At 61.5% G+C, this 24,733-nt stretch carries 19 protein-coding genes; 11 read left to right on the top strand and 8 right to left on the bottom strand.

Annotation, left to right across the window (positions count from 1 at the left end; genetic code table 11):
• Window positions 1-6: 6 nt before the first annotated feature.
• The 3 genes from treZ to treY are packed head-to-tail and all read left to right on the top strand — an operon-like array spanning window position 7 to window position 6,067.
• Window positions 7-1,704 carry a malto-oligosyltrehalose trehalohydrolase gene (gene treZ, locus PQ455_RS03485; RefSeq protein ID WP_273689235.1) on the top strand — a complete coding sequence of 566 codons (1,698 nt, stop codon included), beginning with the start codon at window positions 7-9 and terminating at the stop codon, window positions 1,702-1,704.
• Entirely contained in the window at window positions 1,701-3,620 is a 1,920-nt protein-coding gene (gene malQ, locus PQ455_RS03480; protein ID WP_273689234.1) for a 4-alpha-glucanotransferase, read from the top strand. The genes treZ and malQ overlap by 4 nt, the downstream gene beginning before the upstream one ends.
• On the top strand, window positions 3,617-6,067 hold the full coding sequence (gene treY, locus PQ455_RS03475) for a malto-oligosyltrehalose synthase (RefSeq protein ID WP_273689233.1): 2,451 nt from the start codon (window positions 3,617-3,619) through the stop codon (window positions 6,065-6,067). Before malQ ends, treY begins: the two co-directional genes overlap by 4 nt.
• Before the next feature lie 50 nt (window positions 6,068-6,117).
• Here treY and PQ455_RS03470 read toward each other — a convergent pair whose 3' ends face one another.
• Window positions 6,118-8,553, bottom strand: coding sequence for a TonB-dependent receptor (locus PQ455_RS03470; protein ID WP_273689231.1), 2,436 nt, complete (start codon window positions 8,551-8,553; stop codon window positions 6,118-6,120).
• A gap of 169 nt (window positions 8,554-8,722) precedes the next feature.
• Window positions 8,723-10,303 (bottom strand): alkaline phosphatase D family protein, encoded by a 1,581-nt coding sequence (locus PQ455_RS03465; protein ID WP_273689229.1) that lies wholly within the window; start codon window positions 10,301-10,303, stop codon window positions 8,723-8,725.
• 117 nt (window positions 10,304-10,420) lie between these two features.
• Here PQ455_RS03465 and PQ455_RS03460 point away from each other — a divergent pair, with 117 nt between their 5' ends.
• Complete coding sequence (locus tag PQ455_RS03460) at window positions 10,421-11,545, top strand: SDR family NAD(P)-dependent oxidoreductase (protein ID WP_273689226.1); 1,125 nt, start codon at window positions 10,421-10,423, stop codon at window positions 11,543-11,545.
• A 494-nt stretch (window positions 11,546-12,039) separates the two neighbouring features.
• Here PQ455_RS03460 and PQ455_RS03455 read toward each other — a convergent pair whose 3' ends face one another.
• The 6 genes from PQ455_RS03455 to PQ455_RS03430 form a co-directional block, all read right to left on the bottom strand.
• Window positions 12,040-12,537 carry a Ros/MucR family transcriptional regulator gene (locus PQ455_RS03455; protein WP_273689224.1) on the bottom strand — a complete coding sequence of 166 codons (498 nt, stop codon included), beginning with the start codon at window positions 12,535-12,537 and terminating at the stop codon, window positions 12,040-12,042.
• Between the two features lie 339 nt (window positions 12,538-12,876).
• Window positions 12,877-13,626 (bottom strand): hypothetical protein, encoded by a 750-nt coding sequence (locus PQ455_RS03450; RefSeq protein ID WP_273689222.1) that lies wholly within the window; start codon window positions 13,624-13,626, stop codon window positions 12,877-12,879.
• Window positions 13,627-14,249: 623 nt separating this feature from the next.
• Window positions 14,250-14,846 carry a hypothetical protein gene (locus PQ455_RS03445; RefSeq protein ID WP_273689221.1) on the bottom strand — a complete coding sequence of 199 codons (597 nt, stop codon included), beginning with the start codon at window positions 14,844-14,846 and terminating at the stop codon, window positions 14,250-14,252.
• A gap of 234 nt (window positions 14,847-15,080) precedes the next feature.
• A complete protein-coding gene (locus PQ455_RS03440) occupies window positions 15,081-15,293 on the bottom strand; it encodes a hypothetical protein (RefSeq protein ID WP_273689220.1) in 213 nt (70 codons plus the stop codon).
• A gap of 87 nt (window positions 15,294-15,380) precedes the next feature.
• Window positions 15,381-15,674, bottom strand: coding sequence for a hypothetical protein (locus PQ455_RS03435; protein WP_273689218.1), 294 nt, complete (start codon window positions 15,672-15,674; stop codon window positions 15,381-15,383).
• Window position 15,675: 1 nt separating this feature from the next.
• Entirely contained in the window at window positions 15,676-16,209 is a 534-nt protein-coding gene (locus PQ455_RS03430; protein ID WP_273689216.1) for an antirestriction protein ArdA, read from the bottom strand.
• 1,037 nt (window positions 16,210-17,246) lie between these two features.
• Here PQ455_RS03430 and PQ455_RS03425 point away from each other — a divergent pair.
• The 7 genes from PQ455_RS03425 to PQ455_RS03395 all read left to right on the top strand — a co-directional run bounded on the left by PQ455_RS03425 (window position 17,247) and on the right by PQ455_RS03395 (window position 24,697).
• On the top strand, window positions 17,247-18,146 hold the full coding sequence (locus PQ455_RS03425; protein ID WP_273689213.1) for a HEAT repeat domain-containing protein: 900 nt from the start codon (window positions 17,247-17,249) through the stop codon (window positions 18,144-18,146).
• An 8-nt stretch (window positions 18,147-18,154) separates the two neighbouring features.
• A complete protein-coding gene (locus tag PQ455_RS03420) occupies window positions 18,155-19,048 on the top strand; it encodes a hypothetical protein (RefSeq protein ID WP_273689211.1) in 894 nt (297 codons plus the stop codon).
• Window positions 19,049-19,241: 193 nt separating this feature from the next.
• Complete coding sequence (gene yidC / locus PQ455_RS03415) at window positions 19,242-20,951, top strand: membrane protein insertase YidC (RefSeq protein ID WP_273689208.1); 1,710 nt, start codon at window positions 19,242-19,244, stop codon at window positions 20,949-20,951.
• 222 nt (window positions 20,952-21,173) lie between these two features.
• A complete protein-coding gene (locus PQ455_RS03410) occupies window positions 21,174-22,148 on the top strand; it encodes a hypothetical protein (RefSeq protein WP_273689207.1) in 975 nt (324 codons plus the stop codon).
• Window positions 22,148-23,914 (top strand): CHAT domain-containing protein, encoded by a 1,767-nt coding sequence (locus PQ455_RS03405; RefSeq protein ID WP_273689206.1) that lies wholly within the window; start codon window positions 22,148-22,150, stop codon window positions 23,912-23,914. The genes PQ455_RS03410 and PQ455_RS03405 overlap by 1 nt, the downstream gene beginning before the upstream one ends.
• Window positions 23,915-23,968: 54 nt before the next feature.
• Window positions 23,969-24,373: a hypothetical protein gene (locus PQ455_RS03400; protein ID WP_273689204.1), complete on the top strand. Its 405-nt coding sequence runs from the start codon at window positions 23,969-23,971 to the stop codon at window positions 24,371-24,373.
• 105 nt (window positions 24,374-24,478) lie between these two features.
• A complete protein-coding gene (locus tag PQ455_RS03395) occupies window positions 24,479-24,697 on the top strand; it encodes a beta/alpha barrel domain-containing protein (RefSeq protein WP_273689202.1) in 219 nt (72 codons plus the stop codon).
• Window positions 24,698-24,733: the final 36 nt, after the last annotated feature.

The raw sequence follows: 24,733 nt of genomic DNA, 5'->3' as shown, positions 1-24,733 counted from the left end.
GAATGGGTGACGCCGGGTCGTGCGCGGTTCGCGCTGTGGGCGCCGGTGCTGGATGCGCTGACGCTCGAGATCGCCGATGGCCCCGCGCTGGCGATGGCGCCCGCCGAGGATGGCTGGTTCACGGTGGAGGCCGAATGCGCGCCCGGCACCCTTTACCGCTTCCGCCTGCCCGATGGGATGGCGGTGCCCGATCCGGCCGCGCGCGCGCAGGCGGGCGACGTCCATGGCTGGAGCGTGCTGACCGATCCCAATAGCTATGCGTGGCAGGCGCCCGACTGGCGCGGCCGGCCGTGGCGCGAGGCGGTGATCCAGGAGGTCCATGTCGGCACGGCCGGCGGCTATGCGGGCCTGACCGACGCGCTGGCCGATATCGCCGCGACCGGCTTCACCGCGATCGAGCTGATGCCGCTCGCGGCGACCGGGGGCACGCGAAACTGGGGCTATGACGGCGTGCTGCCCTACGCGGCGGCCACGCCCTACGGCCCGCCCGACGACCTGAAAGCCTTCATCGATGCCGCCCATGGCCATGGGCTGATGGTGCTGCTCGACGTGGTCTACAATCACTTCGGGCCGGACGGGAATTACATCTCGGCCTATGCGCCGGGCTTCTTCCGCACCGACATTTCGACGCCGTGGGGCGGCGCGATCGATTTCGGGCAGGAGGCGGTGGCGCGCTTCTTCATCGACAATGCGCTGATGTGGCTGGGGGAATATCGCTTCGACGGGCTGCGGCTCGATGCCGTCCACGCCATCGTCGATCCGGTTTTCCTCGATCGCCTGTCGGACGAGGTGCGCGCGGCCTTCCCCGATCGCCAGATCCATCTGGTGCTGGAAAACGAGCATAACGACGCGGCGCGGCTGGAGAGCCGCTACGACGCGCAGTGGAACGACGATTTCCACAACGTCCTCCACGTCCTGCTGACCGGCGAAGCGCACGGCTATTACAAGGATTTCGCGGACAGCCCGGCGGAGAAGCTCGCGCGCTGTCTGGCGGAGGGGTTCATCTATCAGGGGCAGGGATCGCCCAACCAGAAGGGCAAGCCGCGCGGTACGCCCAGCGGCCACCTCTCGCCGATCCGCTTCGTCAGCTTCCTCCAGAACCACGACCAGATCGGCAATCGCGCGCTCGGCGAACGGCTGACCACGCTGACGACGCCGGAGAAATTGCGGGCGGCGACCGGGCTGTTGCTGCTCTGCCCGCAGATCCCGCTGACCTTCATGGGCGACGAGACGGGATCGCAGGCGCCCTTCCTGTTCTTCACCGATTTCCACGACGAGCTGGCCGATGCGGTGCGCAACGGCCGGCGTGGGGAGTTCGCCGGCTTCCCCGGGTTCGCTGACCCCGACGCGCGCGCCAGCATCCCTGACCCCAACGCCATCTCCACCTACGAAGCGTCACGCCCGCTGCCCGGCCCGGATGCCGCCGCGTGGCGCGATCTCTATACGCGGCTGCTGGCGCTTCGGCATGCGCGGATCGTGCCGCATCTCGACGATGCCGAGGCGCTGGGGGCCGAGGCGGTCGGCGAGAAAGCGGTCGTGGCGCGCTGGCGGATCGGGCCGGCGCGGCTGACCGTCGCGATCAATCTTGGCGATGCGGCCGTGCCCTTCACCGTGCCCGAGGGCGCCTTGGTCGAGGCGATCGGCGGCGACGGCTTCGCCGACGCGCTGCCGCCCGCGTCGTTTGGCGCGTGGATCGCCGGATGAGCGACGTGGCCGTCGTTGCGCTGGCGGAAGCGGCCGGCATCCTGATCGATTGGGAGGATGCCGGCGGCGTTCAGCGCCGCGTCTCGATCGACAGCCTGCGGGCGGTGCTGTCGGGTCTAGGCCTCGCCTGCGGCAGCGCCGCTCAGTGCGGCGAGAGCATGGCCTGGCTGCGCGAGGCGACGGTCGATCGCTGTCGCGTGATCGACGCCGGGTCGCGGCTGACGGGCCTTTCCGGGCGGGCGACGCTGCATCTGGAGGATGGATCGACGCAATCGCTCGATCCCGGCACCGCGATCGAGACGATCGGCTATCACCGGATCGAGCAGGGCGGGGAGCTGCTGCCCCTGATCGTGGCGCCTGCCCACGGCACGATCCTCGCGCCCGGCGAACGGCGCTGGGGGCTGGCGGTGCAGCTCTATTCGCTGCGCGGCGACGGCGCGTTCGGCGACTTCCACGCGCTGGCCGATTTCGCCACCGAAGCCGCCCGCGCCGGCGCCGACGCGGTGATGCTGAGCCCGGTCCACGCGCTGTTCACGACCGATCCGGGGCGGTGCAGCCCGTACTCCCCTTCGACGCGGGACTATCTTAACCCGTGGTATGCCGCAGCCGGATCGACCGGGCCGCAATCGGATGGCCTGATCGACTGGCCTGAAGCCGTCCACGCCAAGCTCGCCGCTTTCCGCGCCGATTACACCTCCGGCCGCGATCATCCCGCCTTCGCCGCTTACGTGAACACCGCCGACGAGGGGCTGCAACGCCACGCCCTCTTCGAAACCCTCCACGCGCATTTCTTCGCCGAGCGCAAGGCGCGGGGCTGGCAGGATTGGCCGGAGCCCTATCACGATCCCGCCTCCCCGGCGGTATCCGCCTTCGCGCAAACCTACGCCGACGAGATCCGCTTCCACCTCTTCCTCCAATGGCGCGCCGAACAAGGTCTCGCCGAAGCCGCGCGCGCCGCAAGCGCTATGCGGATCGGCCTCGTCACCGATATCGCCGTGGGGCTGGACGCGGGCGGCAGCCACGCCTGGGCGCGCGGCGACGAGCTGATGATGGGCATCGGCATCGGCGCGCCGCCCGATGCCTTCCAGGCTGCGGGGCAGAATTGGGGCATCACCAGTTTCTCGCCGCTCGCGCTGCGGGCGATGGCCTATCGCCCGTTCATCGATCTGCTGCGCAGCACGATGCGCGGCGCGGGCGGCATTCGCATCGATCATGCGCTCGGCCTGCGGCGGCTGTGGGTGGTGCCGAATGGCGCCTCGCCGCTCGACGGCGCCTATCTGCGCCAGCCCGAGGACGAATTGCTGCGGCTGGTGGCGCTCGAATCCGCCCGCGCCGGGGCGATCGTGATCGGCGAGGATCTGGGCGTGGTGCCGCCGGGCCTGCGCGAGCGCCTTGCCGCGCGCGGGCTGCTCGGCATGCGCGTGCTGCCGTTCGAGCGCGAGCGTAACGGCGCCGTCCGCGCGCCCGCCGATTGGGACGCGGCCGCCGTCGCGATGACGAGTACCCACGATCTGCCGCCCGTCGCCGGGTGGTGGCGCGGGGTGGACATCGATTGGCGCGAGACGCTCGGCGCGGCCGGTGATCGCGATGCCGAGCGGGCCGAACGCGCGACCTACCGCGAGGATTTCTGGACGGCCGCCGTGGCAGCCGGCGTCGCCACCGGCGCCGAGCCCGCCGCCGACGATCCCGTGCCCGCGGTCGATGCGGCGGCGCCGCTGGTGGCGGCGACCGCCTCCACCCTCGCCATCCTGCCCGCCGAGGATGTCCTCGGGCTGGAGCAGGCGCCCAACCTGCCCGGCACGATCGACGAGCATCCCAATTGGCGCCGCCGCCTGCCAGCCCCAGCCGCCGACCTCTTCGCCCGCCCCGACGTGGCGGCCCGCATCGCCCGCATCCGCCAGCAGAGGCCCGCATGATCCCCCGCGCGACCTATCGCATCCAGTTCCACGCCGGCTTCCGCTTCGATCAGGCGGCCGCACTCGGCCCCTATCTCGCGGCACTGGGCATCAGCCACCTCTACGCCTCGCCGATCGGCACGGCGCGGGCGGGATCGACCCACGGCTACGACCAGATCGATCCGGCCGTCATCAATCCCGAACTCGGCGGCGAGGATGGCTTCCGCGCCATGGCGGCGGCGCTGCGCGATCACGGCATCGGCATCATCATCGATATCGTGCCCAACCATATGGCGGTGGGCGGCAGCGACAATCCCTGGTGGCTCGACGTGCTGGAACATGGCCCCGCCAGCGCCCGCGCCGACTGGTTTGATATCGACTGGGCGCCGGCCGACCCCGCGCTCCACGGCAAGCTGCTCGCGCCCTTCCTGGGCCAGCCCTATGCCGAGGCGCTGGCCGAGGGCGCGCTGGTGCTGGCGGCGGACGGCAGCGCGGTGATCGCCCACGGCACCCACCGTTTCCCGATCCGCCCCGAGGATCGCGCGGCGCTCGCGGACGAGACGGACCTGGCGGCGCGCTATGACGGGCGCACGGCCGAGGGCGCGGCGCGGCTCCACGCGCTGCTCGAACGCCAGCATTACCGCCTCGCCTGGTGGCGCACCGCCGCCGACGAGATCAACTGGCGGCGCTTCTTCGACATCACCGAACTGGCCGGGCTGCGGATCGAGAAGCCGGAAGTGTTCGACGCCGTCCACGCCTTGCCGCTGCGCCTCTATGCCGAGGCGCTGATCGACGGCCTGCGGATCGACCATGTCGACGGCCTCGCCGATCCCGCCGGCTACCTCCGCCGCCTGCGCGCCGAAATGGACGCCGCCCGCGCCGAGCCCGGCTATCTCGTCGTCGAGAAGATTCTTGCCGCCGACGAGGCGCTGCCGCGAAGCTGGAACACCGACGGCACCAGCGGCTATGATTTCATGAACGAAGTCTCGGCCCTGCTTCACGATCCGGCGGGCGAGGCGCCGCTGACGGCGCTCTGGGAGGCGGAAACCGGCCGCCCCGGCGCCTTCGCGGAGGAGGAGCATCAGGCGCGCGGCGAAATCCTCGACCGCACCTTCCCCGGCCAGTTCGCCGCCGCCGTCGCCGCCTTCCACCGCATCGCCCGCGCCGCGCCCGAGACGCGCGACGTCACCGCCGGCATGATCGGCCGGGCGCTACGCGGCCTGCTGCTCCACTTCACCGCCTATCGCACCTATGCCGGCACCGCCGAGGACGGGCGCGACCGCCTGGTTCGCGCGATCGACGCCGCGCGGGCCGAAGCGGCTGCGGGCGAGGCGGCGATGCTTGATCGGGTTGCGGGCTGGATCGTCGATGGCGGCGCCGGAACACGCGATGCCGCGCGCCGGTTCGAGCAACTCTGCGCGCCGCTCACCGCCAAGGCGGTCGAGGATACGGCCTTCTACCGCTACGGCCGGCTGCTCTCGCGCAACGACGTCGGCTTCGATCCCGCCCGCTTCTCGCAATCCCCCCGACAGTTCCTCGACCGTATCGCCGCCCGCGCCCGCGAATATCCCAACGCGATGCTCGCCACCGCCACCCACGATCACAAGCGCGGCGAGGACGTGCGCGCGCGGCTCGCGGTGCTGAGCGAAATCCCCGAAGAATGGGCCGCGCTGGTGGCGCAGATCGACACCGGCCCGGTCGGCGAAAAAATCGCCCCGGCCGACCGTCACATGATCCTCCAGACGATCGTCGGCGCCTGGCCTCTCGACGCCGCCGCCCTCGGCGACTTCGCGGCCCGCGTCACCGAATGGTCGCGCAAGGCGCTCCGCGAAGCCAAGCTCCGCTCTTCGTGGACTGCCCACGACGAAGCCTATGAGGCCGCCTGCGCCGCCTACATCGCCGACCTGCTGAGCGACGCCGCCCCCCGCGCTGCCCTCCATGCCTTCGTGGACCGCATCGCCCCGGCCGGCGCGCTCAACAGCCTCGTCCAGACGGCGTTGCGCTACACGCTGCCCGGCGTGCCCGATTGCTATCAGGGCACCGACCTGTGGGATTTCAGCCTGGTCGACCCCGACAACCGCCGCCCGGTCGACTATGTCGCCCGTGAGCCCGTCGCGGATTGGGCCGACGCCCCTGCCCTGCTCCAGACATGGCGCGACGGCCGCATCAAACAGGCCCTCATCGCCCACCTGCTGCGCCTGCGCCGGGATCATCCAGCCATATTCGCCGCCCCGGTCGAACCGATGGCCGTCACCGGCCCCCGCAGCGGTCAGGCGATCGCGTATCGCCGGAGAGCCGCAGACAAGGAACTTCGTATCATAGCCCCGCTTCGCATCGCCAGGATGGTCGTGGATGGCCAACCGATGGTTTCGAGGTCATGGTTTGCCGACACGGCCACCGACGTCATTGGCGTCAGTCCGGCCATCAGCCCTCGACCCCTGTATCTGGCTGTGACCGACGCGTCCTGACCGGCAATCGGGCGTGACCTTGATCCACCCCCGATTGCCGGCTCATTGCATCAGAAGTGGAACCGCATCGTCGCGCCATAGGTGCGCGGATTGCCCGGATAGCCCTGGATAACGCCCGTCGCGCGGGTCAGGCCGAGCAGGTTGATGTAATAGACCTTGTCGAAAAGATTCTCGACCCAGCCCTGCAATTCCACCTTGTCGTCCATCAGCAGCACGCCGGCGCGGATGCTGGCCAGCGCATAGCCCTTGCCCTCGGCGGCGGGGTCCAGCGTGATGGTGTAGTTCTGCTTCGTGCGCCAGTTCACGTCGAACAGGCCGTAGCCCTTCACCGTATCGGTGATGGCGTGGGTGTAATCGACGGTGAAGTCGGCGGTCCACTTCGGCGCCCAGGCGACCTGGCGGCCGGTGATGTCGCAGGTCAGCACGGTCGACTGCGCGGGGCAGGCCGAATTGCGGAACGACGAGTAGGTCGCCTTGTCATAGGCGATGAAGCCCTTGGTGTGCAGGCCCGGCGCCAGCCACGTCTCGACCTCGGCCTCGACACCGCGCGACGTCAGCGAGCCGACGTTGGCGAGGAAGCGGACGGCGGCGCCGGCGCCCAGCGACTGGTTGGCCTGATAATCCTTCACCTTGGTGTGGAAGGCGGTCAGGTTGAACGTGACCTTGCGATCGAAGAAGGACGCCTTGATGCCCGCCTCGAAATTGTCCGCCGTCTCGCCCTTCACCGTCTGCTGCGCGCCGAGCGAGATCGCCGAGCCCACGTTCGTGTCAGGGTTGGAGCTGTTATAGGCCAGCAGGTTGAAGCCCGCCGATTTGTTGCCGCGGGCATATTTGCCGTAGACGAAGATGTCGGGCGTCACCTTGTAGCTGACGCCGGCCTCACCGGAGAGCGAGCGATCCTTCAGGCCGGCATCGACGATGCCGATCTGGGAATTGGCGGTGCTGGGGGACAAAGCGTTGAGCTGCGCCTGGCTGAGCGCACCCGGATTGGCGACGACCGACCCGTTGTAGATCTGCGTGCGATCCTCCCAGGTGTAGCGAAGGCCGAGATCGATCGACAGGCGGCGGTCCGCGTCGGGATGCCAGCTGACATTGCCGAACAGCGCGTCGGTATCGGTGTGGAAGACGGCCTGGCTCTGGAATTTCGTGCCCACCAGCCGATTGACATAAGCGCCGTTCGCCCAGCTGACGCCAGCGATGGCCGGGAACAGCGTGGCGGAGGGGTTGGCCGCAAAGATGTTATACTGGCGGCCGAAACGGAAGCGGCTATCGACCTGGAGCCGCTGGCGGCTGAGGAAGCCGCCGAAGGTCGCCTCGAACGGCTCGTCCTTCGGCGTCGCCCAGCGCAGCTCCTGGCTGAACTGATGCTCCTTGTTGCACGATCCATAATCGTTGATCGCGTCGAGCTGGGTGAAATCGTTGTCGTTGTTGGTGAAACACGACCACGTATTGTAGGCGGTGATCGAGGTCAGATCGCCCAGTGCGCCGAGATGATAGTTGATCTCGCCGCTGCCCGAGTCCGTCTTGGTCTGCGCGTTGAGCGTGCTGTCGATGTTGACGAAGCGATCCTTGGCGTTGCTCGTCAGCAGCGTGAAGCCCGCCGCCGCCATGCGCGCCTGCAAGGCCGCCGGATTGTAGATCGACAGGATCACCGGCGAGATCGTCGGAAAGCTCTGGCGGCCATGGGTATAGATCAGGCGGATCGAGAGATCGTCGGTCGGCGTCGCCAGCAACTGACCGCGGATGCCCGAACCCTGCCGGCCATTCTGGTCGCCGCCGTTGAACAGGTTGGTATAGGTGCCGTCGCGCTTTGAATAGAAGCCCGAGATGCGGATCGCGAGCTTGTCGGCGATCAGCGGGCCGGTGACGCTGCCCTTCACTTCCCTGAAGTCGAAATTGCCGTACGTCGCCTCGCCCGACGCGCCCCATTCAAAGCTGGGCTTCAGCGTGTTGATGAGGACCGCGCCCGCCGTGGTGTTCTTGCCGAACAGCGTGCCCTGCGGCCCGCGCAGCAGCTCGACATCGGCGATATCGTTGAAATCGTTCGAGACCATGCCCTGTCGGCCGGTGTAGACGCCATCGACGAAGATGCCGACCGAGCCATCGATGCCATCGGTGTTGAACCCGTTGTTGCCGATGCCGCGAATGCCCAGGTTGAGCTGTTTCGGATTGGTCAGGAAGACCGAGAAGCTCGGAAACTTGGTCTGGAAATTGGTGAAGTTGACGAGGTTCTGGCGGGTCAGTTCGACCGGCGAGATCACCGTGACGGGGATCGGCACCTGCTGCGCATTCTCGCTGCGCTTGCGGGCGAGGATCATGATCTCGCCCTGCTCGGCGGGTTCTTCGGCCTCGGGCGCAGGCGCCGCCACCGCTTCCTCGGCGGGCGCGGCGGCGTGGGCCGGCGCGATCGTGGCCAGAAGGCTGGTGGACAGCAGGAAGGCTCCGATGCTCTTGGCGAGCATACGGCCGGCAGGTGCGGACGACATGAGCGTAAATCCCCGTTTTCTCGAAATCGACGGCGCACGCGGGCGCTCCGCCGCCGCCTCGAGAGGCAGTTGCCGGAGCGCGATTATCTGGCTGACTGAGTTGCCGCCGCGCCAAGGCCCCGGCTAGTTTCAGTTCATGTAAAGATTGTGACAGAAGATTTCGCGGCGATCAGGCGGGGCCGCCGTTCAATCCCGGCCGCCCGTCCACCAACCCGAAACGGACGAGATCGGATATGCCCGAATCCTCGCGCCGGGCATCGTCCAGACCCCGGAACACGACCTCGCCGCCCTTGGGCGTCAGCTCGATCCGGCCGTATCCGTGTATCTCATTCTCCGCATAGACGAGGCCGTTGGCCGGTGCCTGCGGCTTGAAGCTGGCATCGTGGAAGAGCGAGGTGATCGATCCGCCGACGAATTCGGAGGCGATCGGCCGTCCGTCGGGGCGGGCGGGATCCTGGACGTCGGCGGCCGCGAAGGCGTGGATATCCCCGCCCAACGCCAGCGGGTTGGAAGTGCCCGCCTCCACCCAGCGCCGGAAGATGCGGTCGCGGGCAGCGGGATAGCCGGACCAATTATCGGCCGAATATTGCACGCCCCGCTCGGGATGAGCCGAATCGATCCGGCCCTGCTGATGCATCAGGGTCTGCTGCGCGAGCAGGTTCCACTGCGCCTTTGTCGCGCCGAGACGGTCCATCAACCAGCGCTCCTGCGTCGCCCCCAGCATCGTCCGGCCGGGATCGAACAGATCGTCGCACCGGCCGACGAGCGATTGGTAGGGCGTATGCGCTTCGATGAGGCCAGGCGGCTGGCAGGCGCGCGGCCCGCGATACTGGCGATCGTCGACGATCTGGAATTGCGCCAGCCGGCCCCAGTCGAGCGTGCGATATATCCGCATGTCGGGGCCGTGCGGGCGGGCGGTGCGGATCGGCAGATGCTCGTAATAGGCCTGATAGGCGGCGGCGCGACGCCGAAGAAACGCGACCGGATCGCTGTTCTTTTCGTCCAGCGCATCGGCATAGTCGTTGGCGACCTCGTGATCGTCCCACGTCAGCGCCCAGGGTGCGGCATGATGCGCCGCCTGCAGCAGCGGGTCCATCTTGTAGGTCGCGTAGCGGACGCGATAGCCGGCGATATCCTTGGGTTCCGGATTCTTGTGGAGGCGAACAGCCTCCTTCGAACTGGGATCGCCTTCGTAGATATAATCGCCCAGGAACAGGATCAGATCGGGATCCTCGGCGATCATGTGGCGGTAGGCGGCATAATGGCCGACCTCATATTTCTGGCACGATCCGAAGCAGAGCCGCAGCCGATCCACCGCCGCACCGAGGGCGGGCGCGGTGCGGGTCCGTCCGATCGCGCTGGTCTCGCCACCCGCCAGAAAGCGATAGAAATAGGCACGGGCAGGTCGCAGCCCGGAGACCTCGACGTGTACGGAATGGCCCCGGCGCGGTTCCGCCCGCACCGTGCCGTGCCGCACGATCTCGGCAAACCGCTCGTCCTCGGCGACCTCCCAGCGGACGGGCACCGCCTCCGGCGGCATACCGCCATCCGCCTCCAGCGGCGCCGGCGCCAGTCTCGTCCAGAGGATGACACCGTCCGGGACAGGGTCGCCCGACGCCACCCCCAGCGTGAACAGCCCTGACGGCAGCCGTTGCGCGCCCCGCGCCCCGATCGTCAGCAAGGCCACCGATCCCGCCGTGCCGGCGATCACCGCGCGCCGCGTGAACCCATCGTTACCGCCATCGATCATCGTGAAACTCCGTCGCCGGAGCCGTGTCCCAGTTACATGTCGGAACTGTGACAGTTTTTGCCGAATGGACGGACAATGACGTCGCCCACGCGCGAACGCTTGTCGCAAGGAACAGGCATGGACGGTTTTCGCGTTTCCATGAGCGCGCCGGAGATTACGACCAGCGGCCAAGGCATCGAAAAAGACCGAAAGGCGAAGGATGATAATGGGCTGTTCTCTGCCCTATCGCTGTATGCCATCCTGCGCGCCATGAGCAATCTGACCGATGTCATCACGCGACAGCAGCCGGTTGGCTCCGGGTTTGACGCCAGTACGACCGCCGCACAGGTCCTTGCGGGCCTCGACCTGACCGGCAAGACAGCCATCGTGACCGGCGGGCACTCGGGCCTCGGGTTTCAGACGACCAGGGAATTGGCCGGCGCGGGTGTCAGGGTCATCGTCGCGGCGCGCGATGCCGTAACCGCGCGCGCCGCGACGCAAAGCCTACCGGGCGTCATCGTCGAAACGCTCGACCTGGCGGACCTCGACAGCGTGCGCGCCTTTGCCACACGCATCCTCGCGTCCGGCCGTCACATCGACATGCTTGTCAATAACGCGGGCATCATGGCCTGCCCCGAACAACGCGTCGGACCGGGCTGGGAGGCGCAATTCGCCATCAACCATCTCGGGCATTTCGCGCTGACAAATCATCTCTGGCCGGCGCTCGTCGGCGGCGCGCGCGTGATTTCGGTCTCCTCAGCCGCTCACCAGCTTTCGCCGATCCGTTGGGACGACGTTCAGTTCGAGCGCGACTACGACAAGTGGCTGGCCTACGGCCAGGCCAAGACCGCGAATGTCCTGTTCGCCGTCCAACTCGACAGGCTCGGCCGCGGCGCCGGGGTCCGGGCCTTCGCGCTACATCCCGGCAAGATCCTCACCCCCCTCCAGCGGCATCTGACGCAGGATGAAATGATCGGGGCGGGATGGATCGACGCGAGCGGCGCACCGGCGGATCCGACCTTCAAGACGCCGCAACAGGGCGCCGCAACGGCCGTCTGGACGGCGACGTCTCCACAACTCGACGGCTTGGGCGGCGTCTATTGCGAAGACTGCGATATCGCCAGGCGCAGCGGCAACAGGGAGGGTTCAGCGGCCGGCATGAGCGACCATGCGGTGGACGTCGATCAGGCGGCCCGCCTCTGGCGACATTCCGCCGAGTTGACCGGCATTGACGCAGTCCCGGACACGTCGACCATCGCCTGACCGCGGTTGCGCTGCCGGATCACAGCCCGTGCGATAGCCGATGACAGACATGATCCCTCTGAGGCGACGAAGCATGACGAAAGGCGCGGGTGCCAATCCGGCGCTGAGCGCTGCCATTGGGCTCTGCCGCCCATTGCGGCCATGGTGCTGGCGCGGCGGTATCGGGGACTCGGGCTCTGGACCGGGGGTGGTGCGGGCGGTCGGACTCGAACCGACATGCCTTGCGGCGGCGGATTTTGAGTGCCCTTTGTGCTGGCTAAATAACTGTTAATCCACAATAATTTTCCAATGAGGTCAATTTTGTGTAAGGATTTGTGTAAGTGTGTAAGGCTTGTGTAAGTGATTTTTTCCGGAGTGCGGCGCGTCTATAATTCCTTCGCAGATCAAGATTCTGCTGTCCAGATCGCCAGCGCTTTTATCCCCAGCGTCCATGCGCCCAACAATCTGAGCCAAGGGGAGAGGATCTTCTCCCCCTTCCCTATCAGCCGCTCGGTTCATTCGGTTAGCATATCCTCACCGCGCACCTTGGCCAGCGCCTCAGGGCCAGTCAGCTTCTTCGCGCGCGGCTTGCGCGCTGCCTTCACCGGCGCCTCCGGCTCCGCCGCCACCCGCTTGCGGCCCAGCCCGATCGAGTGCGCCAGCTCGCGCCGCTTGGCAGCGTAGTTGGGCGCGACCATCGGATAATCGGCCGGCAGGTTCCACTTGGCGCGGTAATCCTCGGGGCTCATGTTGTAATTCGTGCGCAGGTAACGCTTGAGCATCGTCAGCTTTTTGCCGTCTTCCAGGCACACGATGTAATCGGGCTTGATCGACGTGCGAATGGAAACGGCCGGCTCCTGCTTGGCCGCCTCGATCTCGGCCGGCTGCCCAAGCTTCTGCAATGCGCCGTGAACGGCAGCGATCAGGGTGGGCACGTCGCCCACGGCCACACTGTTGTTGGAAACATGGGCGCTCACGATATCGCTGGTGAGGACAATCAACTCGTCGTTCATGGGCAATTCCTTTACTGGGCGCAGCGGGTCTAGGCCGCTGCTCCACTACACGCAATAACCGCCGGCTCCGGCGATGGCTGGTGGGCGGTTGATCTTTTTGGCGCTGTCGTTCCCATAATCTGCCGCTTCGCATCGTGATTGCCAAAAGACCTAAGCGGCAATCGGCCTGCCTCGATGCTGGCGTGAACCAGCCGGGCCGCCTGTATCGCGGCGGCTTGCCGCGCTCCATGGCGGCTAGTGAGGCATGTTCGAAGTTGGCGGCAGCGAGCGTGGCGCAATCGGCATCCAGCGGCGCGACCGCACCGGCCTTCGGGACTATCGCTTCGTCGATCTTGTCGGTTAGCCTAGGTCAACTGTTTGATTAGGCGATGCGCCAAGCATTCCAAGGAGGTTGTTTATGGGACGTGGCGACAGATTATCAACGGTTACCAAGGGGCAGTTCGTCGCGATATAGTCCCTTGTAGTCCTAGCGGTCGCAAGGGTTGTCGTGTAGCCGCTTGCTAGGTGCTTCAAGAAAGTCCGCTGCTGTTGGGCGGCTGCCGTCTTAATTTCGCCTTCTGCTTTAGGATATTTCCCTTTTAGCGTTCGCAGCGCTTCCTCATCGAATTCCTCGATACACCAAACAGAAGGGAGGATTTTGATAATCCTGTAAACGTCTGATGGGGCGATGCCCTGACGCATCGGACGAGCGGCTTCAATGTGAGCCTGCAACGCTAGTTCGCAAGCGACGATAACCATAGCGCATTTTTGAAAGTACGTCGGCTGGTGATAAGCTGCTGCTCGAAATTGCGGCTCGCCGCACTCATTCCAAGACGTGCCGCTATTAGGCATCATGTGCCATGTGGTTTCCTTCGCGACGATCGAAGCAGCCGCTTTGCCAAATTTGGAGATCTTCTTCCAGTCGTCAATCCATGCGTTCAGCATAAACTGCCGCAGCCCATCGACGTAGAATGACCGCATCTGACCATGGTCTTGTTCCCAGCCGTGATAGCTGATCCCTGTGCCGTTAGTAGACACAGGATGAACCAGCAAATCAGCGTAGTGCTTTGGCCTGATCTGCTCGTCAGGCTGCTGCGGCGGCAAACCCATGAAAATCCCCTGCCCCAAATTTAGCTGCTCCTTCTACACGGTTCTCCCAATTATTAAAGTGGGACCCTCTCGACCTATCTTTCAGTCTCCTAGGCCTCGCGAGCCCTCACAGCCCCTCCCAGAGGGTCCGTGAGGCTGACACAAGGCTTGTGCAATCTTGAAAGGATGTCCTGCGGCCTGAGCCATGGCTTGCCGCGCTACCTGAAGGTCGGGGATGAAAGAGGTGGAGCTGGGTGCTGAGCAGCGTTGCGCCGTGCTTCATAGGCGGAAAAACTCATTTCCATAAAGAAACACGGATGGAGAGGAGTTCTAAAGCAGGGCAGCTCGGTAGCATTTAGCAAGTGTCACGAGCACGGGAGTAAGGCACATGCGACCCAGCGAATTTCATATTATCCGGTACTGGATCGAATGGCTGTTGGGCATCCCGATCTGGCACCATTACCACTCTGCCGATTGTTGGGCGTCGTTATGGCAGCTCTTTATAGCCCAAGGCGAGTTGGGACAGGTAGGCACGACTGTTATCGTCCTCGTTCTTTCAAACAATGTGGTGGTGGCACTAGCTGCTGGAGGCCGCGTCACTTACGCTTTCTGCAACCAGATCGTTAAACGCCTGCTTCGAAGCCCTACCTACCACGATAAAGGCGAACCGCTCCCCATCCAGGGATTGCTCTTCCCAAAGATAAATCAAAGTCTGAAAGAATCCGAGTAAGTTCATCAATCGTGTTATCCGATACCCCGGTCATCCCTACGACTTCCTCGGCAGTGAGTTGTACTAGATCGCCAACATAACGTATTCCTGAACAACGTAGTCCAATAAACATCTCACCGATTGGGCCATCGGGTGGCATAATGGCGCTCAACTTAAAACGAAGAATACGATTCCTTCGTAATGATATATAATTATTTAACTGTTTAATATTGTCCAAAAATCCAACAACAGGATAATCATCTATATTTATTATGTCTTCGTCATGCACGCAATTCAATCGGAACATAGCTATTTCGATAGATTTATTCCATTGTTTATCTTGTTTGCATGACGAGGGTTCGAACAAGTCCGGCTCTGTAATAAAGCTAAATAGCTCTTTTTGCTGTCGTATACTAACCGCCATTGGCAGCTTTAACGGCTCAGAGTCGGGAAGCTCGAACGGGAGGTTTGGTGATTTGTCATCAGACCGTTTCGAGCCCCTGTACATCCGTTGTCGAGTCGGCTTCATCACTCGATCATCCCATCCCGAGTCCGATGCAGCTTACACCTCAAAACCTGATGGCCAAACCGCCATTGGCACCTACTCAAGCGGATTGCAGCGGCTGTCAGGACGTTTGACACATTGCCACCTGATCGATCGTGGGTGTCGAATGACCACCGGCGGCGGCGATGGTTATTAGGCGGCTGAGCTCTTCGAAGCGGTTGTTCCATAAACTGCCGCTTTGCGTCGTGATTGTTAAAAGGCCTAAGCGGCGATCGGCCCGCCTCTCGATGCCGGCGTGAAACCAACCGGGCCGCCCTTATCGCGGCGGCTTGCCGCCGCCCGCCTGCCGCGCTCCATGGCGGCCAATGTGAGGGCATGTTCAAGGTTGGCGGCGGCGAGCGTGGCGCCATCGGCATCCAACAGCGCAAGCGCATGGGCCATCTGGGCTATCGCTTCGTCGATCTTGTCGGTCACGCTATTCCCCGGTTTCGGAATTCGTAAGCGACTGCCGAACCTCTCATCAAGCCGTGATGCATCCGCATTGCAGGCTATATGCCACCGTCAGGCAAACAAGTCGCCCTGACGCGAGGCAGCAAGGTATTGCTGCCAGCGCAGTGTGCGCGCCTCCTGATCGAGCCACGCGGTCACTTGGGCCACCACATCGCCGCCATGGGTCTCGATCGTGCCGGGCGGGTGGAAGTGCGAGCGGTAGCCGGTTTCGGTGATGGGCAACGGCGCACGCGGCGGCTCGAAGCTGCGGATTTCGAGGTGGGCTATGGCGCCCCATTTGAGGGGCGAATAGATCGATTCAATCGCGATGCCGCACCATGCGAAGCGATAGGTCTGGGCCTCCATCTCAATGTCCAGCGAACACATGCACCGCATTCCATGCGGTTTCGATGGTGAAGAGGTCGCCGTTCAACTCGGCATCGCGGGCCATCGCCTGCCAGTTGATATAGTAGCGCAGCTGCTCGGGAACGACGTTTGCGTCCTCCGTCAACTCCTGTACGTAGTCCGCAAGGCTTGCGTGGCAGCCGAGATAGCCATCTTCCATCACCTCCCGCGCACGCTCCAGATCGCCATCGCAATGGTCGATCAATGCCGCGCCGAGCGCGCCATGCTCCGCGATAAAGGCTGCGAGGCCGGCGATGCGCTCGAAGCTGTCAGATTCATGGATGCGGTTGCGGCCGAACCCTTCAAAATCATGGATCGCCCATTCCTCGGCGTCGGCGATCGGCGAAGCGGCCAGCATCGCCTGCGTGTCGCCCCACAGCTGCCACGCGCCTCGATCCGCCTCGATCCACGCGCCGTGAAGGATACCGTTGTTATAGGCCGCAAGGCAGGCCACGTAGATGCGGGGTTGGTCGGTCTTGGTCAGTGTGTCTCCCATGTCTTTCTCCGTAGGGTTGGGGTTCAGTTGCGTTCTGAACCTCTGCCCCTCGGCGAGAGTGGGGGTGCAAGCGGAGCAAGCGCCTTCGCGGGGAACCGGCTGCACGGAGCGCAAAGCGCGTAGGAAGCTGGGCGGAAGGCGCTTCGCAGCGCGCCAGGGGCAAGGCCCCAAGCCGCGTTAGCGATCGTCACCGAATGGCGGAGACGCAAGGCTCCGGGCGCTGGCGCCTAGAGCGCGGGCCGGAGGCAACGTCAAATACATCACTCTGCCAGCACTCACCGAGATTCTTAATAATAAGACAATCTCAATTGATAATCTGAACACGTCAAACTTAAGATAAATTAGGTATATCTCTTCATTACTACTGTGGAATTGAAACGGTTGAGGCCGAAGCCTCCATAATCATAGATCGCTAATCACTGAGTGTGAGCGATCGGCGAAGCGGCAAGCATCGCCTGCGTGTCGACGTTAGTCAAAACGGCCACATCCACCTTGATCAGCCAACTTTCGGCTGCCTCGGGATGAAGCGGTACAAACGGCCCAAGCGGGCAGAATGAACCTCCAGGGCAGCAGCGATACTAAGCGATTCATCGCCCCCTCGCGGCATTGCGGTCTCCCGCTTGCCTCCCGCTGAAACCATCCAAAGCCAATTTATGATCCATTTTGAACTAAAATGTGCTGATGTGTTTGATCCAAAGTGGTGTTTACCCATAATGGACTAAAAATATAGTCTAACTGACGATATTGACTCAACTATCACCATGCGTACCCATAATAGGTAGCGTAGCAAAATCATAGACATGATTCGCTGCGTCACAACGGGCGTGATTTACTTCGCGCTGAAACAAGGGGAAGTTATATGAAGAAGCGCATCATTCGCGATTTGGACCATGCGGTAGCACCTGCCGGTTCCGGGGTTTCGACGCTGAATCCTGGGGTCGTGATTATTGTGATTGCTATCACCATAAACGTTCTCTGATTAGCGTTCCGGGGCCACTCCATAAGGTGGCTCCGGAATAACTCACAAGGTGCTTTCCATGGCGAGAGACCGTCGAGCAGATACTTCACTTAATGTTCGCCCTAACGCCACTGCCTGTGCGAGCCTCCATAGACTTTGTCTCGCATTGGAAAGTGGCGCCGACCGGCTGAAAGACATTGCCGAGATCGGCACATTATTTGGCCAATTGTCGATATCCGGCGAGTACGCAGAGATCGTTCGCTCGTATATCTCTTCAGTTGCTGACGATCCGGTTGTTAAAATGCCCGCGATCGGCAAGCGTTCAGTAGTATTGTTTCGAAATTCGTCATTTTCTCTCGTTTTACAGGGAATATGCAAAAAATCGAAGCATGTGGACGGCTTTGACCCGACAATTCTAGCAACCGTTCCCGAAAACGGAATGATATCTGTCATTTCAGGCGGAGAAAATCTGACACTTCAAAAATACGAGTTTGATAAACCAATTGATATATCAATATTTGATATAGATGTACGTCTGCGAAAGATTGAAGGTTGTTCCAGCTTAAATCACGGGAAAATCGTGGAGTATGATGCTGGCAACGTCATGAACATTGATGTCAATAAAGGCGTATCGTATATTTTGAAGTTGAGTGAAACGGCTGTGCTTCCTTTTCAGTGGGTCATTGACAAGCAGAGCTTGGCGCCGATGTTTCCATGTGCGACGCTCGCAGCGGTTACACGAATGGAGACGCTCGTCGATCTCTCTTTGGCATTCGCTGATGACCGGTTGCCGCGCGAACAGGCAATTGCATTGATGAAAAGCTTGCTCCGTCATCCGCTTCATTCGGTACGGTGGAAAGCATTGCAGGGGTTAAGCGAACTGGATGATGGCAGCACCGCCCACGCGCTAGAGTGTATGTCGAAGGATCCGCATCCCCATATCCGAGCCGCTGCGCAAGCGTGCTTGGCTGCTGATTGAAAGGACGCATGATGGCGCTTTCCCGATTCTTTAACAGCGCAGATCCCTGTGAGATTGGCGAGGTCCTGCAATTTGCGGAAGACCACGTAGATCCAAATGATCAAGACAGCATATTTGGGGCAGCTGAGGTCCTTCACCGTCTTTCTCAAAAGAAAGATCTTCTCAATGACCTTATCATTGAGCCAATTAAAAATACCATAGATGAAAGTCAGCCCGAAAACATCTATACAGATGCTACGTTTATTCTTGGATCTACAAAAAGTGGTATTTTTCGGCTTCGCGCTAATGTTTGGAAAGTGCCTAAGGCGCGAGGTGGAAAGGATGAATTTGAGAAGCGGTTGTACGCTTATGAAGCTCCTCATGATCATAATTTTGATTTCCTGACCGCTGGTTATTACGGTTCTGGTTATGAGACCGATCTATATGAGTATGACTATGAATCCATGCTTCCAAAGGTCGGTGAGAAAGTGGCCGTGCGGTTTATCGAGCGGACAAATTTGTCGATCGGAAAGGTTATGATGTACCGCCGATCAAGAGATATTCACACACAGCATCCACCAATTGATTTGTCAGTGTCCGTGAATTTGTTGGTATCGACAGAAGACCAGTTAACACGTCAACAGCAATATTTTGATGTTCATCATCAAGTTTCGGCGGGATTTGTGGACGGGCCGGTTAGTTTTCGTGTTGATCTTATCGAAATGGCGGGTCACCTCGGTCTTCAAAATGCTGTAGAGCCACTTCATCGGATCGCGTCGGCTCATTCGTGCAAACGCTCAAGAGCGGCAGCGGTGAAAAGCATTTTGAAAATTGCTCCTGGGGAGAATGAGTCCATTCGGTCTAAGTACGGAAGTGATACTAGCCGAATTGTTCGGGATGCTTGCTTCTCCGACATATATTAACAGACGATTTCAATGCTTACGTTGCGATCAAGCGAGGTATCATCTTATCCTGAAATCGATTCATCCGAAATGGACTAATCCGTGCGGCCGATAGTAGCATTGAAGTGTGCTGGGCTTCGATCCGGGGTTTTCGATAACCTATGACGTTGCTAACGGTCCCAGCAGCTATTCCCTTTTAGATCGGCCTACAAAGTTGGACAATCAGCGTAACCTGATCCTGGCGCTCGTGCTGTCGTTCCTCGTGCTGCTGGGCTGGACCCTGCTGTCCGACCGGATCCTGCCGACCGCTACCCCGCCCTCGACCAAGATCGTCGACGGCAAGCAGGTCGCGCTACCCAAGCCCGAGGCGCCGATCGACAGCGCCGCCCAGATCCGCGACCGCGCGATCGTGCTGCGCGAGGCGCCGCGCGTCGCCATCGCCACCCCCAAGCTCAAGGGCTCGATCAGCCTGAAGGGCGCGCGGATCGACGATCTGGTGCTGGTGACCTACGGCGAGACCATCGCCAAGAATTCGCCGCCGGTGCGCCTGCTCTCGCCGGGCGGCACGGCGGATGCCTATTTCGCGGGCTTCGGCTGGACCGGCCAGGGCGCGGCGCTGCCGGGCGCTGACACCGTCTGGGCCGCCGACGGCGCAACGCTCGCGCCGGGCAAGCCGGTCACGCTCAGCTGGAACAACGGCCAGGGCCAGCTCTTCCGCATCCGCTTCGACGTCGATGCCGATTATCTGTTCACCGTCACCCAGACGGTCGCCAACGCCGGCGCCGGCGCGGTCGGCGTGAAGCCTTATGGCCTCGTCAGCCGGATCGGCCATTCCAAGGATGCCGACAGCTGGACGATGCACACCGGCCCGATCGCCACGTTCGATGGCGTGACCGATTACGGCATCGACTTCTCCGATCTCGACAAGAACCCGGCGGGCGAGCGCCGCAATTCCACCGGTGGCTGGCTCGGCTTCGGCGACAAATATTGGCTGACCGCGCTGATCCCTGACCAGAAGGCGGCGGTGGAGGCCGGCTTCCGCGGCGCCGACGGCCGCTATCAGGCCGATCTGTCGCGCGCCGTCGAGGTGGTCGCGCCCAAGACACAGGCGACCGCCGTCACCCGGCTGTTCGCGGGCGCCAAGGAAGCCCATCTCCTGGAGCGCTATCAGGACGATCTCGGCATCGCCCGGCTCGATCGCGCGATCGACTGGGGCTGGTTCGTCTGGTTCGAAAAGCCGATCTTCTACCTGCTCGACTGGCTGTTCCGCATGGTCGGCAATTTCGGCGTGGCGATCATGTGCCTCACGGTCGTGGTGCGCGGCCTGATGTTCCCGATCGCGCAGAAGCAATTTTCATCGGCAGCGGCGATGCGTGTTTTACAACCTAAAATGAAGGCGCTTCAGGAAAAGTACAAGGACGACAAGCCGCGTCTCCAGCAGGAGATGATGCAGCTTCACAAGGACGAGAAGGTCAATCCGCTGGCCGGCTGCCTGCCGATCTTCCTCCAGATCCCGGTGTTCTATGCGCTCTACAAGGTGCTGATGCTCTCGATCGAGATGCGCCACCAGCCCTTCATCCTGTGGATCAAGGATCTGTCCGCGCCCGATCCTTTGCTGGTGACCAACCTGTTCGGCCTGCTGCCCTTCACCCCACCACACATGCTGGCGCTGGGCGTGCTGCCGATCATCCTGGGCATCACCATGTATTTCCAGTTCAAGCTGAACCCGCAGGCGATGGACGAGACCCAGCGGCAGATCTTCTCGATCATGCCGTGGGTGCTGATGTTCGTGATGGCGGGCTATGCAGCCGGCCTGGTGATCTACTGGTCGTGGTCAAATACCCTTACTATACTCCAGCAGAAGTGGCTCTATTCGCGCCATGATAAACAGATCGCATCTAAGGGAGTTGAGGAACGCCGATAAAACTCCTCTTGATCTTGAACTATCATTATAAGTTGCAAATTTACTTTGCCAGAGAAGTTTGTGTACATAATGAACTGCCATACGTTTTCTAGAAGGTCATAGCCAAGCTTTCATATGAAAATTAGGTTGCCAGATCTTTGGTTAAAATGTGATTTGGCGCTAGCGGTCCTTCCTTCAGGCTCGCACGCTGGATTTGTCAATAACGCAGCCTTAGCGCGCTGCGTGCGCGGCGACACGGGTACCGCAATCAAATTCAACAAGATGTTAGCGGGAGATGACCGGGTAGGGATTGCTGACGATCTCTGCCGCTTTGCCGCGACACTGGAGCATCTCATAATATACGGAGCCTCCTCAAACCTCCATCAAGCGGGGATCGATGCGTATATCGCCAAAGCGCAAGGCCGCTTATCCCTTTGGCCTGAACCCATCATGGGGACATTCTCGGAGTTCGCCCAAGGGCTTTTACGTTTTCTGAGTTTAAGATCTGATTTCCATGCGATCGGCGGAGAACCTTATTTCACCACCGTTCTGCAACGTCGGCTGAAGCAGTGCCTACACGATGTTTTCGAACGGCAATGCGATGCCGGGGGAGCCCTTTCCATCCTCCACGGCGACACGCCGCATTGGCGTAGGGAGCCAGCGTCATCGGAACGCATCGTGCGGCAACCAGCATTTGATGAGGTCGTGATTCACCGAGGAGATTTTATCCAGTTCATGGTGCCGCCCAGCGGGTTTCCCCAAGTGATTGCCGGTTTCGAACTTTGCACGGATGACCGTGCCCTGCTTGATCAATGGTCCGATGTCGGTGGCTGGTTCATGCCACGCTTCCAGCGGGAAGATCGCGCGGCTGCATTGCTACCGGAATTTGAAGATGACGCGTTGAACGCGCGGGTTGATGGTGCGGGAAGTTTTTGGGTGCAGGCGGTCGGCATCCCGGCAACCGAGGCGGGTCCGCCTGATCTACCTGCGGAGATGAAAAGGCTTTTGGTCAACGTGCCGGAGCATTGGCCTGGAAGATATGCCGAAAGCATGGCCTTCGTCACCTTCATAGAGCGGCAGTCGCTGCGCCATACGAAGCAAACAAGCGCCCATCAGCGCGTTCGCCGGTTGATCGAACTGGGGCGCGCCGATGACTATCCTCCATCCCCTACATCAGTCCGCCCCCATATTTATCGCGCGACCTACCGGGTCGTCTGATGGCCCAACCCGACGCAGCATTCCTTACGCGCATGGCGGCGATGTTGGCGTCTTCCTCAGAAACCGGGGAAGCAGTCGTCGAAGCGGCGGTGCTCGCGCTCGCGATTATCGCGGCCGAGCGGCGCCTACATTATGTCGCCCAGATCTGCACGCTTGCAGCCTATGAGAACCCGAGCGAAACAGCCAAAGAGGTTTTTGGCGCGATCAGCGACACCGATCTGATCAATGCCCTGATATTCGGCCAACGGGTCAACGAGGCAATCCACGTCAAGCTCTATGGGGCTTCAGCCAACGAACGAACAGTCCCGGCCAACACCCGATTACCAGCACGGTTATTCAATCTGCCCAAAACCGACCGCTGGGTTGGCGTCGACGATATACGCCAACTCATAAGTGAAGTCAGAGCAAAGGCCCTTCTCCTTCCCGCCAAGCGGCGGATCGCATGGATTGAGCATAAGCTCATCGGAAAGGCAGCATCTCTCAATGCGCGGTTGAGGGATGGGGCGCTGATGCAGATTCAGCGCCATGCCATGGCACTGAATGAAATGTATTGGAGGCGAATCACGGGCTACGCGCCCAAAGATTCTGTTCATTTGCGCTTGCACTGCTCATCCGCATTTCTGGAGGCGACCATTCGCGTCGGCGGCATAGCCTTTAAGCGCCGCGTTTTTGTTCAGAAAATCATTTTTGATCAATTGAGCAGTGAAGAACGGTCGGCAGCGGACTCACATATGGGGCTTCGCGGTTTAGCCAGCATCGTTTTTCACCTAAACTTGGCCATCCACGAACGACGGCCAATGGATCAGCTAAATTCTGCGCTTAAAGGTCTTTATGATCTTCTGCTGCGCGAGCTATTCGATCATCCCGAGGTCGCGGCTGCCCTTGCCGCGCTGCCGGCGTATCCTACCCTGACGATCGCAACCCATGCGGTGCTGGCGATTATCCCGTATGCGGCTTTGCACGATGGCGACGGTTTTTTGGCCGAGCGGTTCAACGTCGTTTTCGCGCCAATCATCCCAGGCGGCGCCGACTTTATCGATGGCTTGGTCGATTTCGATTCAATTGTCGGCGGCGAGCCTCTGGCCGGGCGGGGCGTCAAAGTCTTGGCTGACACCCTAACGCTTCCGCAAGCGCGTTACGAGCTTGACCATTATCGACAGCTTGATGATGCCGGAGCGATCAGGTTGAGTGAGATCGCATCCGATCGATCAAGGCCATGGAATCGAGACAGCGTTCGACAGTTGTTGGATGCGACCGACATTGCGCTACTTTCCGCGCATGTGGCGGCGCCGCGCACCGCTATTGAGGAAGCCGCGATCGTTTCACCGTTGGGCGAGACGATCCGATTTGTCGATGTCATTGCATCGGACCAACAGGTTGGTCTCCTAGTCCTGTCGGGTTGCGTCAGCGTGGGCACGACCGATTGGCTCGGGGCTGGAGAAAACAGCGTCGTCGCTTTGTTCCGCCTGCATGGTGTGGGCTCGATCATCGCGACCTTGTGGCCGGTTAACGATTTTGCCGCCCGCCATTACAATCAGGCGCTTCTGACCGCGCTAGGGCAAGGCATGTCACGCGCCCAAGCGCATGGCGATGCTCAGCGAAGCGTGATGAGCATGATCGCCACGCGCGATCAGCTTCGAAGTGGCGAACGCATCGTGCGGCAGCGGGCAGCAAGCGCGGCGGAAAGGATCAAACGGGAAGAAGGTGTTTCGCTAAGCCATCCTTATTATTGGTCTGGGTTTTCTCTGTATGGTATGTGGTCATGATTTCGATTGTTTAAATTCAACGCAATCGTTATTGTTGTGCTTTAAGAGGTACTTTTGTTATTTGAGGAATACGCAAATCATCGCGTCGCATCGCTTGCCAAAGAGGCTGGTGAGGGTTTGGTTTGCTATTACCGAGAAGGTGGACTTCCTGAGAAGATCATCGACTTTCCCGATTTCAATGGCGAAGGCCTCAGTGATCCACCCATACCGATGCGGCTTATTGCGCCCGGCGGCGGCAATCATTGCGATGCCTACCTTCAAAAACTGGGGCTTGTCCCCGGCGAAGATTACGAGCGTCATGGCAATCATCAACGCAGTGGCCTGCTCTATTTCGACATTTTGAGATCAAGCGCCGTCGAAGTTCTTTTCGCGCGAGCCGAAGCTGCCAGCAAGGCAAGTTCCCATACCGAGCGTCTCGATCAGGCGCGCCAGTCGCCCAGCTACCGCTCGCCCCGATAGCCTTGATTCACCAAGTCAGTAACTTTGAGAAATGTCGTCATTTCTCGATGTGGGGCACCTGCTGTGTCGGCCGAAGGGCCACAGCACACAGCAGGAGTACCGACCATGAACTGTCCCAAATGCACCTCCAGCCGGATCAGCTCGAACAAGTTTGAGCCCATTTCGGAAGAGCATCTGCGTAACGGCGCGCAGGCTGCCCAGATCACGAAGCATCCGGCCATCGCGGCTGGCATTGCAGCCTATTGGGCGCTGACCCAGGCGGTCAATGGCTTCCGCCATGACTGGCGCTGCGACCATTGCGATCACCGCTTCTCCGAGGCGTGACGGGCGTAACCGGCTCTGACGGATGACGGCGGGCAA

Source organism: Sphingomonas naphthae (assembly GCF_028607085.1).
GTDB lineage: Bacteria > Pseudomonadota > Alphaproteobacteria > Sphingomonadales > Sphingomonadaceae > Sphingomonas_Q > Sphingomonas_Q naphthae.
The sequence above is the reverse complement of the archived record's forward strand: the minus strand, read 5'-3'. Positions and strand labels throughout refer to the sequence as shown.

Excerpts from the sequence above, each read along its gene's own strand:
- malQ (WP_273689234.1), top strand. The coding sequence starts at position 1,701 with ATGAGCGACGTGGCCGTCGTTGCGCTGGCGGAAGCGGCCGGCATCCTG.
- treY (WP_273689233.1), top strand. The coding sequence starts at position 3,617 with ATGATCCCCCGCGCGACCTATCGCATCCAGTTCCACGCCGGCTTCCGC.
- PQ455_RS03470 (WP_273689231.1), bottom strand. The coding sequence starts at position 8,553 with ATGTCGTCCGCACCTGCCGGCCGTATGCTCGCCAAGAGCATCGGAGCC.
- PQ455_RS03465 (WP_273689229.1), bottom strand. The coding sequence starts at position 10,303 with ATGATCGATGGCGGTAACGATGGGTTCACGCGGCGCGCGGTGATCGCC.
- PQ455_RS03460 (WP_273689226.1), top strand. The coding sequence starts at position 10,421 with ATGGACGGTTTTCGCGTTTCCATGAGCGCGCCGGAGATTACGACCAGC.
- PQ455_RS03455 (WP_273689224.1), bottom strand. The coding sequence starts at position 12,537 with ATGAACGACGAGTTGATTGTCCTCACCAGCGATATCGTGAGCGCCCAT.
- PQ455_RS03450 (WP_273689222.1), bottom strand. The coding sequence starts at position 13,626 with ATGGGTTTGCCGCCGCAGCAGCCTGACGAGCAGATCAGGCCAAAGCAC.
- PQ455_RS03435 (WP_273689218.1), bottom strand. The coding sequence starts at position 15,674 with ATGGAGGCCCAGACCTATCGCTTCGCATGGTGCGGCATCGCGATTGAA.
- PQ455_RS03430 (WP_273689216.1), bottom strand. The coding sequence starts at position 16,209 with ATGGGAGACACACTGACCAAGACCGACCAACCCCGCATCTACGTGGCC.
- PQ455_RS03425 (WP_273689213.1), top strand. The coding sequence starts at position 17,247 with ATGGCGAGAGACCGTCGAGCAGATACTTCACTTAATGTTCGCCCTAAC.
- PQ455_RS03420 (WP_273689211.1), top strand. The coding sequence starts at position 18,155 with ATGATGGCGCTTTCCCGATTCTTTAACAGCGCAGATCCCTGTGAGATT.
- PQ455_RS03405 (WP_273689206.1), top strand. The coding sequence starts at position 22,148 with ATGGCCCAACCCGACGCAGCATTCCTTACGCGCATGGCGGCGATGTTG.
- PQ455_RS03395 (WP_273689202.1), top strand. The coding sequence starts at position 24,479 with ATGAACTGTCCCAAATGCACCTCCAGCCGGATCAGCTCGAACAAGTTT.